Here is a 14,526-nt window from a genome sequence, read left to right as displayed (position 1 = left end):
CATATTGGTTATTTTAAGCGCGAGTTTGATTAGACAATATAGTTATCCAATCACTGGGGTTTGAAAGTATAAACTGATATGAGCTGCCATCTTGCGTGAAAACCTCTATCGCATCAGCTGTTATTGGCACAAGGCCTGCGCCCTTGCCTTTACATTCAACCACTTTTAAAATTGTTTCGCGGGCAATTGTGTATTGTTCTAACCCCAATTTTTCATTAAAAGGTTCAAAATTTAAGTCGGTTTGCGTGATCCAAAACTTTCCGTCCGCTTTCATAACTCCATTTTGAATGGTTGCCATTGTTGATTTAACGATTGTTCCTTGCATATTTTAATCCCTTCACACATGTATATAATTTCAAATTGCTCAACTTCCATCTGTTTATTATTACAGCTGACTTGATAGCTCAAAGCAAGTTTATTTGTGCACTAACACCACAAAGAGACCTATTAAATTTAAAAATTACCCGCATATATTTACCTGCTTTAAACTTTGTGGAATAATCGCCCTCCTCTTAGGGGAGTAGCCCGCTCAGTAATGAGTAAACTTATCAACATAATTGCACCTTAAGTGCATGGTAAGTTTGTAATGTTGTAGCAAGCGTTATCGGCGAGACCTAGGTAGACACTATCCTCATGGCGGGAGATAGCTGTTTGCCTTGGTTTAATATTCCCGCCTGAAGATTATATTAATGGATATTTTTTTAACCTCTACCGTCACTGTTGCCCTTGCCGAAATTGGCGATAAAACTCAACTTCTATCGCTATTACTTGCGGCACGTTTTCATAATAAAATAGCGCTTATTTTAGGCATTCTCGCTGCTACTATTATTAATCATGGTTTATCTGCCTGGTTTGGTGATTGGTTAAGTGGTAATTTTGCTGTTGAATACTTACCTTGGGTAGTCAATATAAGCTTTATTGTTGTTGGCTTATGGCTGCTTATTCCCGATAAAGACGAAGACGTTAGCCACAAGTACGACCGCTATGGTGCATTTTTAGTAGCCTTAATCTTATTTTTTATTGCTGAAATTGGCGACAAAACACAAATAGCGACTGTATTATTGGGTGCACAATATCAATCTGTTTTGTGGGTAACAATTGGTACAACTCTTGGTATGCTGATCGCAAATGTACCCGTTATTTATGCCGGTAAGACGTTACTAAAAAGAATTCCATTAAATACAGTAAGAGCTATTGCCGCCACCGTATTTGTATTATTAGGTGTTTATGGCTTATAACCATGGTGTGATTAAGTAACCTACAACAAAAAACCGCTTACCTAAAGTAGGTAGGCGGTTCAAGGAAGTATAAGCAGTTATCGTAGAATAAAAATGAGCCTCTTTTACACTCGGTTAATACAATAGCACCCTTTTGTGTTGGCAATTAACAATGATGAGTTAAAACCAGCCTGTAAATTACTTATCACGGTCTCTACAAACCCGCTACCTTGTGAACAAGCCAACCCTTCTGATAAAGGGCCGGCATAAACAAACTCACCATTTTTATCAATTAAAACTGCGGCTGGCGTTGCCGGAACCACTGACTTTAGTTGGCTATTGAGTTTAAATGTTTGCACCTCGACGCCCTGATTTTTCGCAAAACGCTGTAAGGCTGATAAGTGCGGTTTAGCTTGTATTGTACAGCCACAATTATCTTCAGTGATAATAAGTAGTTGCGCACTATCTTTGTTTTGCCAAACAACGTGTTCTTTAAATTGCGAAAACCAGTTATGACGCTCAAGCATTTTATTCTCATCAAAAGGCTTTAATTGACCAAGTTGAAAATACACTAAGCCCGACACAACAACCACAAACCACACACCAATCAATGCAAAAGTAAAATAGCGCTTATTAGTTAAATTTTGCAATACTTTGCTCTAATACATCGATACTTACATCAATCATTTGTACCTTAGCGGTAAGTTGATCAACAATTTTTCCGTCTTCATATTGGCGTTGACGCATTTGATCTGTGCTTGTTGCAATCTGCTCAGTATTGCCAGCTTGTTCAGCAACAACTTGCGCAACTGAGTCAGAACTTGTGGATACGGCCTGTATTTGCTCGCTCATGGAAGAGATATTCTCTTTCATGGTGGCACTAATTTTCGTAAGATCTACAACAAACTCAACACACTGATTCATGGATTGTGTTGAAGTACGGCTGTTATCCACTAAATCTGTTAATGTAGATGCTATTTTAGCTGTTGTTTTCTGGCTGTTATTCGCTAAAGAACGAACCTCATCTGCAACTACAGCAAAACCACGACCATGCTCACCGGCTCTAGCAGCTTCAATTGCAGCATTTAACGCTAGCAAATTAGTTTGATCAGCTATACCTGATATCTCATTCAATAAGCTTGTAATTACATCTCCAGCAGCCACTAAATGACTTAATTGCTCTTCGGTATTAGTTAATAACGTGAGCAACTCTTTACTCTTACTGTCTGTTTGTAACACTTCTTGTAAAGCAACATGGGCAGAGTCGGTAATGTTGCTCACTTGCTGCTTTAAAATATTGCTTTCTTGCTCAACCAGTTTAAAACCATGAGCAACTTGTGAACCTGAATTAGCTATATCATCAGTTTGTGTATTTCGGTGCTTAGCACTGTCTGCCAGCTCATCATGGACATTTATTAACTCTTGGGAGTTATTTTTTAATGAATCAGATTGCGTTTGCACCTGCTTAATAACATCCGACAAGTATTCTAGTAGCGTGTTAAAACCTACCACTGCACTGCTATCTGTATCATCTGCTCGCATTGAAAGTTTTATTTGATTTGGGTCTTGCATTATTTGCTCTGTGGTATGACTTAACGACAAACCAGCTTGGCGTTCACGCTTTAATGTCACTGCAATAAAGCCAGCAACAAGCGCTTCAACTATGGCATAGGCAGCGTGAATAAGCACAGTTGAAAAAGCTAAACGATCAGGGTCGAAAACATAAAACCCAGTATTTTGCGTTTGTAAATAGTAAAAAGATAAATGATGAATAGCAACAAACACAATAGCCGTAATAAACACTCGCCATTCAACAAACATTATCAGCATGGCTAGGAAAATAAATATTTCGAAATGGACCTCAATAAGCCCATACGCTTGCTGAATATGCAAAAATGAAAACATCATGATTGCAGCAGCAACAACATGAGGTGTAACTTTACTTTCGGGTTGGGTTTTTAATAACCAAATAGGAAGCAAGCACAAGGGCAAGCCGACCAGAAACGCCTCTGTTAGTGTATCGAAATAAAGGCCGATACCAACAGATTCGACAAACAAAAAACAGAATATGATTGTAAACAATCGACTCACACTAGACATAAAAACCTTAATTAATTTTGTAATAAATTAAACACGCTAGTTGTTAGTATAGCCCTTAACAACTGGCAATTTTTTATTTTAAATCAAGCCGAACATTATCAATTAGGTTGATTTAAAATTTTTTAGTGCGCTACTTAACAATTGATAGTATTTGTTTAAAAGTAGACGTCCCTGCTTTTTTTGTCCATTGGAATATTATTGTTTCAGCACATGATATTACTGCTCCTGCTTGACGAAGCTGCTCAACTGCAATGGCTTTGTGCTCTGCATTTCTTGAGGCTATTGCATCTGTAGCAACAGTCACTGCATAACCATGTTGTAGTAAATCTAAACAAGTTTGTAATACACAAACATGCGCCTCTGTACCAGTAACTACTACATGAGGGCGCTGCAATAACGAAATAGTATCTAAGAACCCCTCTTCGGCGCAGGCACTAAAGCTTATTTTTTCAATATACTGCGCGCTAGGTAAAGCTTGCTTTATTTTCTCATCACTTTCACCTAGCCCTTTTTTATAATGCTCTGTAATTATTGAAGGAATTTGATGAATAGCACTTGCATTTGCAAGTTGTAAAGCACACTCTAGAGTCGTATTAAATGAAGCGATGGCCGGAGCCAGTTTGCTTTGCAAATCGATGACTAAAAGCACGCTGTGCTCTGAGTTAATATTTTCTCTAAAATTCATATGGAGTCCTTTGACTTTTGCTAAACTGACTTTTAACACCCACAAAAAAGCAACAATTAATTCACACCTATGGTGCTTTTTGTAATTTTTAAATTAAACTCATGCTATATTACACCAATACTAAATACCAACCTTGTCGGCCAAAAAGGGTAAGTGCTTTTGAGTAAGTTTTTCTTCGTTGTTTACATATTTTTATTAGTTTGGATGCAACAGAGCTTTGCTTCACAAACTTACTCTGAACAACTACAACGTATTTCTATCAATGAACAACTTTCGCAAAGCTTTGTAGTAAAATCTGTACAAGATGATATTGGTTATGTGTGGGTAGCCACTACACAAGGCCTGTTTCGGTTCGACGGTTACCAGGTTACCCTTTACGAAAGCCCTACAGGTTTAAAAAATAATTATATAGTTAATATCTACAAAGCTAATAACGGTAAATTATTAGTTAGCACACAGCTCGCTGGAAGTTTTTTAATTGACCCAAACACATTAAATGCTGAACAAATATATTCAGGTCATTTGAATCAAAATGAAGAAAAATACTCTCCGGTTGTTGCAGTTGCTGAGCAACTTACACATTTTTATTTTTCTATTGATGCGCACGTATATCGGTTTGATAAAAAAACAAAAAAGTTATCTCTTGTCATATCTTTGCCCAATGAAAATATGTTTATCCGTGCGTTGTCACTTTACCAAAACACCTTATATATTGGTTCCGATCAGGGCCTATACACTTATAACTCTGAAAGTAGCGAACGCCAACAAATAAAACTTAACGACACGAAAAAAGTTACTAATGATGGTAACAACGTAAAATTTCTATCTATAGACGAGAAACTTGGATTGTTCGTTGGTACGGTTGAAGGAATGTATCGGATTGCTTTTGATGAAAATAAACATATAGATCCTACAGCATTATCAACACTTATTAGTGATTATAATATATGGGATTATGTAAACACACCCTATGGCGAATTTATTGCTACAGAAAGTGGTTTATTTGAGTTTGACAGAGCAACCTCAGAGCTCACTCATATTTTAAATTTTAAAGATAGTAGCTACAACATTACTGAAAACACAATCAACGATATTATGTTTGATGAATCTGGTTTGTTGTGGCTTGGTTCACGAACTCATGGTGTATTAACATGGGCCGCACAAACAAAGAAATTCAAAAAAATCACCCTACCTGAAAATAATATTGTAAATGTTATATATCAAGATACACCGCAACTGCTCTGGATAGGCACTGACGACGGGCTTGTTCGTTATAACTCAAAAACAAAAACGAGTGATTTATTTTTACAATCTAAAGATAAGAAAGCAGCTTATGGTTTATCTGCTATCGGAGATATTTACTCTGCCAAAAGTATAGGCAACAACTACCTTTGGTTAGTGACTTTTTTTGGGCTTGAGCTTTTTAACAAAGAAACAGGCGCATTTGAACAAAACAAATTTATTACCGAGCATAATCTAAACACTGACTATTTATTTGGCCTTGCACAGGTAGCACCCAATACATTTGCTTATATTAATAATGATAACTTCTATATTTTTGACGGTTACTCTGGTGAAAATAGAGTTATAAAAGGTCTAAAAGAGCAAATATCTCCTTTACAGGCATACGCATTTCATACCCCTTCAAAAGCTTACCCCGATGAATTGCTATTAAGTACATCTGACTCGCTTTATCGATATAATGAAGCAACGGGCACTTTAACTACTATTTTTAAATCTAAAACAGCAAAAAATAATCTTTTTCATACCGTAGAAAACTATTACTTAGATTCAAAACGTGAATTACTTTGGTTAGCAACCACACAAGAGGGCTTAATTGCCGTTAACACTAAAACTTACGAGCAAGTTCATACTTTTGATAAAAACAATTCATTAAACACTAACTCTATTTTCGAACTTATTGCTGATGATAATGATTTTTTATGGGTTAGTTCCGATAATGGGCTATATCGACTTAATTTAAATACGTTAAACATAACCACCTATACAATAAAAGACGGTTTAAGCAACAACCACTTTACTGCAATTGCTGCACTAAAATTACAAAATAATGAGCTCGTGTTCGGTAATCGTAGCGGTGTACTGCAGTTTGACCCTTATCAATTTAAAAGTGGCCAAAAAAACACCCAAAGTAAATTAGCGATCACAAATATTAATTTGTTTTCAGAGACGCTCAACTACTCGCCTGAAAAATACCGTAATGAACCGTTAAAACTAAAGCATGATGATATGGGGTTGACGGTTAGATTTTCTAATTTTGATTATAACAATATAGGTAAAACCTACTACAAAGTAGAGCTGAATGGTCCGTCATCTTTAAGTTATAACGACTTAAAATCTAATCAGGTGTTTTTTACTAAATTACAACCAGGTGACTATGAGCTATCAGTGTCCACACAACAACGAAATGGGGTTATTACCAGCGAGCCCGTAATGCTTAAGTTTAGTGTTGCATATGCTCCTTGGCAGTCTCCTATTGCCTACGCATGCTATTTCCTCGCAGTGACCATAATTCTGTTTTTATTTTTTTGGCAATACCGTAGCCGTAAAATGGCGATTGAACGCGCCCACCGTGCAGCTATTCACTCTAAAACTCAAACTGAATTAGCATTAAAGAGTAACAAGAGTGGCGTTTGGAACTACAGTTTTATAGACAATACTGTTAATACAGCCAGAGGAACTGAATTAGGTTACGAGAATATATCGAAACGTATTGATATAAGCAGATTTTTTAATATTATGCATCCTGATGAGCGCCGCAGAATACAAAGTAAGTGGGATGCATTTATAAAACAAACTCAACCACAAGACTGGCAAGCGACTTACCGATTACGGCACAAAGATGGTCATTGGTTATGGTTTCATGACCTTGGGCAAATTATTTATAATCAAGACAGCAAAAAGCCTGAATATGTATCTGGTATTTTTACTAATATTACCGAGCAGTTAGCAAACGAACAGCAAGCTAAAATACTTGGCGAAGCTTTTAGCCAAATCAATGACTTTTTACTTATTCTAGATGAAAACCTTGTACCTTTCTCAGCTAATAATAGCTTTATGGAGGTATTCTCTGATGATGGTGAAGAGGGAGCTGTTACTACTGAGCTATTTATAAAAGCGATTGGTCAAACTAAATGCAAAGAATTTGCAACCACGTTAAAGGCACTGCAACCCAAAGAAAATTGGCGAACAAATGCCTATGTTAATACTACAAAAGCACAGCAACACCCTATTCATATAAGTGCCACTGCAGTCGCTAATGAAGAAGGTAAAGTTGGTTATTATGTAATTGTAATTACAGACTTAACCGAGCAAAAACGTGCTGAAAATGAGTTACGTTATTTGGCCAACTATGATGCGTTAACCGGGCTACCTAATCGTAGCTTAATGAATCAAAAAATTGAAAATGCCATCACAAAGGCCGCTAAAAACGACTTGCAATGTGCGGTTATATTTATAGATTTAGATAAATTCAAACCTGTGAATGATTCGTTTGGGCATGCAGTAGGCGACAAGTTACTGTGTAACATTACTGAACGAGTTGCCTTATACCTAGGTGACCACGCGACTTTTGGACGCCAAAGTGGTGATGAGTTTTTAGTCTTAATCGAGAACATTACTTCTATGTCTTCTCTGCAACACACGCTTAACGAAATGAGTAATGAGCTCGCAAGCAAAGTTATTATTGAAGACTTTTCTATTAATATATCTGCCAGTATTGGTATTGCCTTATATCCCCATGATGCATGCTCAACTGATGCTTTGATCCGCAATGCAGATATCGCTATGATGCATGCAAAACAAGCAGGTCGAAATGGATTTCAGTTTTTTAATGAAAAAATGAATGAGCAAATTAAACAAAAACTTATTCTTGAAAATGACTTAAAAGATGCCGCAAAAGATAACCAATTATTTAATCATTACCAACCCGTGGTTAATACAAAAGATAAAACAATAAGTGGCGTTGAGTTATTGATGCGTTGGGAAAACCAAGGAAAACTTATCTCTCCGGCTTTATTTATACCGGTGGCAGAAGAAACTGGCCTAATTGATATGCTTACTGAGCAAGCATTGCAACGTGCAATCACAGAGCTTGCGCCTATCCTTAGCGTAAACCCACTGTTTTATATTTCGTTAAATGTATCACCAAAACATATTTTAAAGGCCAATATAACCGAGCGACTGAGCGCTATACTTGAGAAAGCCAGTATTAAACCACAGCAAATACGCCTAGAAATCACAGAAAACACGCTGTTAGAAGATAAGTACAAAGCAGCAAAACAACTTAAAAGCCTTCAAGCTGCAGGGTTTAAACTATTTCTTGATGATTTTGGTACTGGCTATTCATCACTCACTTATTTGAGCCAATTTCCAATTAATGTAATAAAAATTGACCAAAGCTTTGTTAATAGTATTGGCACAGACAAAGGTGACGAGTCGATTATTAAAACTATTTACTCGCTTGCTGAAAACTTAGAGTTATATTGTATTGCTGAAGGGGTAGAGACGCGGGAGCAACTAGACTTTTTAACAAACATAGGTTGCTATAAACTTCAGGGTTACTATTTTGCTCGCCCTATGAGTGCCAGCGATTTAATGAGCCCTGCATGCTTTGAGAAGATTATTGATTTAATCTAAACCTAAAAGCGACTTAACCAAGTCGCTTTTAGGTTAAACTTTTTAATGGATGTGCTTGCATTCATAGCTTTCGATTTGTAGCACACTGTTACGAACATTAAATTTATCTGCAAGTAGTTTGATTACTTTTAAACGACATTCTTCATCATGCTTTTCTATAGTGCAATGTTGCTTTAACACTACGTGAGCACCTACTATCACTTTTTTATTTTTACGAACAACGGTAACGTTATGCACATTTGCAACATGCTCCATACTGGTTATTTCTGTTTCGATATCTTGGACTTCTGGCAACTTTGCTTTATTTGAGCGTAGCCCTTTAATGCAACTAATTATCACCTTAATTCCCGTAAACAGTACAAATGATGCAATTAACATACTCGATAAAATATCAATCACATTCCAGCCTGTAATATAAATAAGAACACCGGCAACAAAAGTGGAAACAGTCGAGATTAAATCAAAAAACGAATGTAAAAATACCGCATACACATTAATACTGGCTTTACGACCTTTATATAATACCCACGCTGCCGCACCATGAAATAAAAAACCGATAGCTGCAATCACCGACATTAAATAACTATTTATGATCAGCTCATGTCCACCTTTGTGGTCCAAAAAGCGCTCAGCTCCCTCAAATAAAATAAGTAAACTGATAGTAAGATATAAAATGCCGTTGATCAGACCGCCGATTAATTCAGCTTTTTGATGGCCGTCGTTATAAGTTTTAGCCAAATGAATAGCAAAGCTTGAGGCAATAAGTGCTATAAATAGTGAGCTGTTATGAACAAATAAGTGACCGGCATCAGCAAGAACAGCCAGTGAATTAGCATAATAAGCACCTATAAGCTGAATCACCATAAACGAACAGGTAATTGCAAGTGCAATTAATAGACGGCGACGGGAGGCGTGATGTGTAGTTATTTCTGTCATGAAATATAAAAGGCCTTTACTGAAAACAAAGTAAGCTAATGAAATAAAGCAAAATTAGAAAGTGCGAAATGATATACAGTCACAATTGTAATACGAAGACCAATTAAACGCACTAAAAACTTAGTAAAATGCAAAGAACTGTACTAAATATAAAGAGACATATATTATTAATAATTAAAAGATTTGGCGAGTTCTGCCTGTATAATTGCGGAGAAATCAGTGAGTCATGACTCAGACAAAACAATTTGGCAGGTTTTTAATCTTATTAATTTAGCCGTGATTGTTTATGATGATAAAAACCAAAACTACACATTAAATCAGCATGCCAAAACGTTACTCAAAATAGAGGATGAAAGTGCTGTTAAAAAAGGTGCTTTTAGCAATGTTGTGCTGCGCGACTTTAGTAATGATAAAGTTGTCAGTATTGAGCAATTATTTTCTTCTAATATAACAACCGTTTTATTAGATTCTGAATCCACTTTACAACTGTTAAATATTGATCATTCTATAATTGATGGCTCAATATCTATGCTCACTTTAGAGCAAGATCATACACTCACAGAGCAATACAACTTTGATCATATTATCTCTAAAATCTCTACCAAACTTATTGATATACAAAACGATAATATAGACCAACAAATTAACTTTGCCCTCAAAGCCATTGGCACCGTATTAAAGGCTGACCGTAGTTATTTATTTGAATTTAACACTGACAATGAAACTATTACTAATACTCACGAGTGGGTCAATAAGGATATTGTTGCTTGCAAAGACAGACTGCAAAACATACCAAAGGTTGAACTCCCCTATTTTTTTGAAGTGATGAATGAGAACCATCTATTTCAAGTAAATGATATTGAGCTATTACCTACTAAAGCTGACGCTGAAAAAGCAGAGTTTAAAGAGCAAAGCATTCAGTCGGTTTTATGCATAGGCCTTCGTTTCGATGAGGAACTGGTAGGCTTCATCGGCTGTGATTGCGTTAAAACTAAGCGCAATTGGAGCAAAATTGATTTGATTAGAATAAAGCTCGTAGGTGAAATCATCAATAATGCCCTCAAGAATATTAACTATAAAAAAAAGCTGCAGTTAACCCAACAGCAATTAATTAACGCCAACACTAAGCTCAATAAATTAGCGAATACCGATGCACTTACTGATATTGCAAACCGTCGCTTTTTCGATAGCACTCTCAACAGTGAAATTAAGCGTTGTGCAAGACATAATCAGCCTATTAGTTTGATTATGTGTGACATCGATTTCTTTAAACGCTATAACGATAACTATGGTCACCAAAAAGGTGATGACACATTAAAACAAGTGGCGCGCGCTTTAAAAAGCGTATGTAAACGTGAGGGTGATATAGTAGCTCGGTATGGAGGCGAAGAATTTACAATTATTTTGCCGGCCTCTAATAAAGAACAATGCCAAAAGTTTACTGTACTGATACAGCAAAAAATTAAAGCGTTAAATATTCCCCATGAATTTTCTTCTGTTACTCCTCATATCACAATGAGCTTTGGGTATTTTACCACTTACCCAAACGCTAATACTAATATGCAAACGATAATAAAAAATGCCGACATTGCTTTATACAAAGCTAAAAAAGCAGGCAGAGATCAAATATGTTCTTTTGAATAACGTATATATTAATTTTTAAGAACAAGTTATCGCTTCTATTCCCTGCAACCTTTGATATTTTCTTATCCTAACTAATAATTAAAACAAGTCCCGAATCAAAGCAAAAAGTTGCTCGCACAGTTTGAGCACACTTGGTAGCATAAGTGTATTGTCAAAGGAAGGAAGTTAATATGAGCAATAGCCAACATGCATTAGTGGTAGAGGGTGGTGCCATGCGCGGTATTTTTGCAGCTGGCGTGCTAGATGAGTTTTTAGCACAGCAATATCAACCTTTTACCAGCTATTTTGGTGTATCTGCTGGAGCAACGAACGTCGCGGCTTATCTATGTAAGCAAGCAACTCGAAACTACAAAGTGATTACTGATTATTCCTGTAGGCCAGAATTTATTAACCTTTCCCGATTTGTTAAAGGCGGCCATTTGTTTGATTTGGACTGGCTTTGGCAAGAGACCATACGTGAAATTCCTTTAAATACCGACGAATTCTCTCAATCCCCTCACGACTTTTATATTGTTGCAACGGCAATCGAGTCTGGGCAAGCTCATTATTTACAAGCAACAGGCAGCGAAATGGTAGAGCAATTAAAAGCCTCTTGCGCTATACCCATAGCTTATCGGGATTATCCAAAAATAAATGGCATGGCCATGACCGATGGTGGCGTTGCCGACTCTATTCCGGTAAAAAAAGCTTATGAAATGGGGGCATCAGAAATAACGGTTATCCTTTCTCAACCTTTAGGCTATCGTAAAAAAGATAACAAAGTACCGTGGTTAACTAAACAACTCTATAAAGATACCCCTGCACTTGCACAGGCCACTATTCAGCGTTCTAAAAACTATAATGACAGTATTGATTTTTTGCATAATGCTCCACCTGATTGTAAAGTAAATATTATCGCACCTCCAATGGGGTTTAAAGTCGGTCGCACCACTAAAAATCGGGCTATACTCAATTCAGGCTATCAAATGGGCATAAGTGAAGCTAAAACCTACTTGAATAACTCTCGATTTGCTAAGGAATGATCATAAGCTATAAAATCAACCTATAAGAAGTATACATTGATATAACCTTTGAATTTACAGCTTACTCCAGCTATTAATTTTTAAATCAACGGGGTAATGTAATAAAGAACGATGTGTTCGCCATCGTATTGCAAAAAACAGATTAAATTTAGGCGTGTTTTTTGCATTAAATTTTGTGTACACACCAAATAAATTAAGGGTTTTTGTGAATTTTCTTCGATGCTTTCATAATATAGTCTCAGATCAGCAGCTAAGCTTTGATCAAAAAATTGCAGACTTACTTGCTTTTGGGCTCGATGTTTTTCAACTCGACTTAGCTATTATCAGCCGTGTAAAAAATGATTCTTACATTGTTTTACATGCCATCACCCCTGACAATTCTCTTGCTATTGGCACTGAGTTTGAGTTAAACGGCACCTATTGCACGCATACCTTGTCGGCCAACTCTGCACTCGCATTTCATAATGCGTCGCAAAGTAGTATTGCAAATCATCCATGCTACATTAATTTCCAATTAGAAGCGTACATTGGTGCGCCTATACGAATAGGCACAGACGTGTTTGGTACCGTTAACTTTTCATCAGCTCAAGAATGCGCTCCTTTTAGCGATGAAGCCTATGATTATATTGAATTATTAGCGCAGTGGTTAGGCTCGGAATTTGCGCGCAATCAGGATAAAGCCAATCTCACTAAAAATAGTGACACTTTATTAAAGCTTGAAAGCGTGGCAAATATAGGTACATGGGAAGTCGACTTAATAGAAAATACTATTTTTTGGAGCCAACAAACTCGGCGCATTCATCAAGCCGAAGAAGGCTTCACTCCTGATATGAATACCGCTATCGAGTTTTATAAAGCGGGCAAAAGCCGAGATAGCATTAATAAAGCGGTAGAAAATGCGGTATCTAAGGGTGAAAAATGGCACTTAGAGCTGGAAATAATTACCGCTAAGCAACAGAACATTTGGGTTTCAACCTTTGGTGAGGCCGAGTTTAACAACGGCCAATGTGTGCGGTTATTTGGTACTTTTCAAGATATAACTGAAGCCGTAAAGTTACGCGAAGAGTTAAAACAAAAAAAAGCGCTCGCTGAACAATTACTCAAAGATAGAAGTATGCTGTTTGCAAAAATCAGCCATGAGCTACGCACTCCGCTAAATGGCATTACGGGTATGTTAGCGACACTCATAGATGAACACGATTATGACAAGCGGGCGGAAAAAATTAAAGTCGCCCTTCGAAGTGCTGATATTTTATTGAATATTATTAATGAAGTGCTCGATTTTTCAAAAATAAATCATGGTGAATTAAAACTGGAGCCTCATCACTCCCTACTTAAAACGGTATTTACCGATTTGGTTTCTTTGTATTCGGTATTGTTTAGCAATAAAAACATTGAACTACGAGCCACTAACCTCATTCCTAATGATGTTTGGGTATACTGCGACACCTCTCGATTAAGCCAAATTATCTCTAATTTACTGAGTAACGCATTAAAATTTACAGAGCATGGTTCTGTTTCTCTCGATTCACAGTTAGCATTAAATACAAAGCGCCCTTTACTTACAATTAAAATAACCGACACGGGTCGCGGCATGAGTAAAGCATATTTAAACTCATTATTTAAGCCCTTTACCCAAGAGGTTGATGCTAACAACAATAAAGGTGGCACCGGGTTAGGCTTAGCCATAGTTAAAGAGCTCGTTGGTTTTATGAATGGTAAAATTGAGGTAACCAGTGAGGTTAACGTGGGCACGTGTTTTACCTTAACTATCCCAATTGAGCTTGGTAAACAACAAACACAAAAACCTAGCCTTAAATTTATTAATAACCATAGTAATCAGCTCTCGGTTTTGGTGGTTGATGATAACGAAATAAATCGCCTGGTATTAGAATCTGCACTGGATAAATTTAATATAAAATCAGACTTTGCTATTGACGGCCAAGATGCCCTGTTAAAATGCAAACAAAAGCATTTTGACCTTATTTTTATGGATTGCATTATGCCTATCATGGATGGTTTTGAAGCCACCAAGCAACTAAAGGCACAAGGTATCTGTGACTCGCAAGAAACTTATATTGTGGCGTTAACTGCTAATGCATCCTCACAAGATAAACTAAACTGTAAGCAAGCAGGCATGGATATGTTTATAGCCAAACCGTTTAAACTGCCAGCGATAGAAGAAGCAATTACAAATACACTAAAAAGACTGGGCGTAGCCACATTATAACAACGAGTGTCGCCCAGATTAACTAGCACTAAA

10 protein-coding genes and 1 riboswitch are annotated in these 14,526 nt (G+C 36.8%); of the genes, 5 read left to right on the top strand and 5 right to left on the bottom strand.

The window, feature by feature from the left end:
- Positions 1-13: 13 nt before the first annotated feature.
- The gene (locus CWB76_RS08360; RefSeq protein ID WP_138606772.1) at positions 14-325 is read right to left on the bottom strand and encodes a hypothetical protein; all 312 of its coding nucleotides are present in this window, start codon (positions 323-325) and stop codon (positions 14-16) included.
- 178 nt (positions 326-503) lie between these two features.
- Positions 504-606: riboswitch (yybP-ykoY riboswitch) on the top strand.
- Positions 607-689: 83 nt separating this feature from the next.
- Here CWB76_RS08360 and CWB76_RS08355 point away from each other — a divergent pair.
- Positions 690-1,238, top strand: a complete 549-nt coding sequence (locus CWB76_RS08355; protein ID WP_138606770.1) for a TMEM165/GDT1 family protein — start codon at positions 690-692, stop codon at positions 1,236-1,238.
- Between the two features lie 104 nt (positions 1,239-1,342).
- Here CWB76_RS08355 and CWB76_RS08350 read toward each other — a convergent pair whose 3' ends face one another.
- The 3 genes from CWB76_RS08350 to CWB76_RS08340 form a co-directional block, all read right to left on the bottom strand.
- Complete coding sequence (locus tag CWB76_RS08350) at positions 1,343-1,867, bottom strand: DUF6436 domain-containing protein (RefSeq protein ID WP_138606768.1); 525 nt, start codon at positions 1,865-1,867, stop codon at positions 1,343-1,345.
- A complete protein-coding gene (locus CWB76_RS08345) occupies positions 1,851-3,317 on the bottom strand; it encodes a methyl-accepting chemotaxis protein (RefSeq protein WP_138606766.1) in 1,467 nt (488 codons plus the stop codon). The genes CWB76_RS08350 and CWB76_RS08345 overlap by 17 nt, the downstream gene beginning before the upstream one ends.
- Positions 3,318-3,447: 130 nt before the next feature.
- Positions 3,448-4,002, bottom strand: coding sequence for an isochorismatase family protein (locus CWB76_RS08340; RefSeq protein WP_138606764.1), 555 nt, complete (start codon positions 4,000-4,002; stop codon positions 3,448-3,450).
- A gap of 159 nt (positions 4,003-4,161) precedes the next feature.
- Between CWB76_RS08340 and CWB76_RS08335 the strand changes: the two genes are divergently transcribed.
- Complete coding sequence (locus tag CWB76_RS08335) at positions 4,162-8,661, top strand: EAL domain-containing protein (protein WP_138606762.1); 4,500 nt, start codon at positions 4,162-4,164, stop codon at positions 8,659-8,661.
- 42 nt (positions 8,662-8,703) lie between these two features.
- Here CWB76_RS08335 and CWB76_RS08330 read toward each other — a convergent pair whose 3' ends face one another.
- Positions 8,704-9,597 (bottom strand): cation diffusion facilitator family transporter, encoded by an 894-nt coding sequence (locus CWB76_RS08330; RefSeq protein ID WP_138606760.1) that lies wholly within the window; start codon positions 9,595-9,597, stop codon positions 8,704-8,706.
- A gap of 219 nt (positions 9,598-9,816) precedes the next feature.
- Here CWB76_RS08330 and CWB76_RS08325 point away from each other — a divergent pair, with 219 nt between their 5' ends.
- From CWB76_RS08325 to CWB76_RS08315, 3 genes are all read left to right on the top strand, one after another.
- Positions 9,817-11,241, top strand: coding sequence for a sensor domain-containing diguanylate cyclase (locus tag CWB76_RS08325; RefSeq protein WP_138606758.1), 1,425 nt, complete (start codon positions 9,817-9,819; stop codon positions 11,239-11,241).
- Positions 11,242-11,411: 170 nt separating this feature from the next.
- Positions 11,412-12,263: a patatin-like phospholipase family protein gene (locus CWB76_RS08320; protein ID WP_055011446.1), complete on the top strand. Its 852-nt coding sequence runs from the start codon at positions 11,412-11,414 to the stop codon at positions 12,261-12,263.
- 205 nt (positions 12,264-12,468) lie between these two features.
- Positions 12,469-14,493, top strand: coding sequence for a hybrid sensor histidine kinase/response regulator (locus CWB76_RS08315; RefSeq protein WP_138606756.1), 2,025 nt, complete (start codon positions 12,469-12,471; stop codon positions 14,491-14,493).
- Positions 14,494-14,526 lie beyond the last annotated feature (33 nt).

The organism is Pseudoalteromonas sp. S1609 (genome assembly GCF_005887255.1).
GTDB lineage: Bacteria > Pseudomonadota > Gammaproteobacteria > Enterobacterales > Alteromonadaceae > Pseudoalteromonas.
This window is presented reverse-complemented; position numbering and strand designations above follow the sequence as displayed.

What these genes read in the sequence shown, in the direction of transcription:
- CWB76_RS08360 (WP_138606772.1), bottom strand. Translation starts at nt 325, where the DNA reads ATGCAAGGAACAATCGTTAAATCAACAATGGCAACCATTCAAAATGGA.
- CWB76_RS08355 (WP_138606770.1), top strand. Translation starts at nt 690, where the DNA reads ATGGATATTTTTTTAACCTCTACCGTCACTGTTGCCCTTGCCGAAATT.
- CWB76_RS08345 (WP_138606766.1), bottom strand. Translation starts at nt 3,317, where the DNA reads ATGTCTAGTGTGAGTCGATTGTTTACAATCATATTCTGTTTTTTGTTT.
- CWB76_RS08340 (WP_138606764.1), bottom strand. Translation starts at nt 4,002, where the DNA reads ATGAATTTTAGAGAAAATATTAACTCAGAGCACAGCGTGCTTTTAGTC.
- CWB76_RS08330 (WP_138606760.1), bottom strand. Translation starts at nt 9,597, where the DNA reads ATGACAGAAATAACTACACATCACGCCTCCCGTCGCCGTCTATTAATT.
- CWB76_RS08320 (WP_055011446.1), top strand. Translation starts at nt 11,412, where the DNA reads ATGAGCAATAGCCAACATGCATTAGTGGTAGAGGGTGGTGCCATGCGC.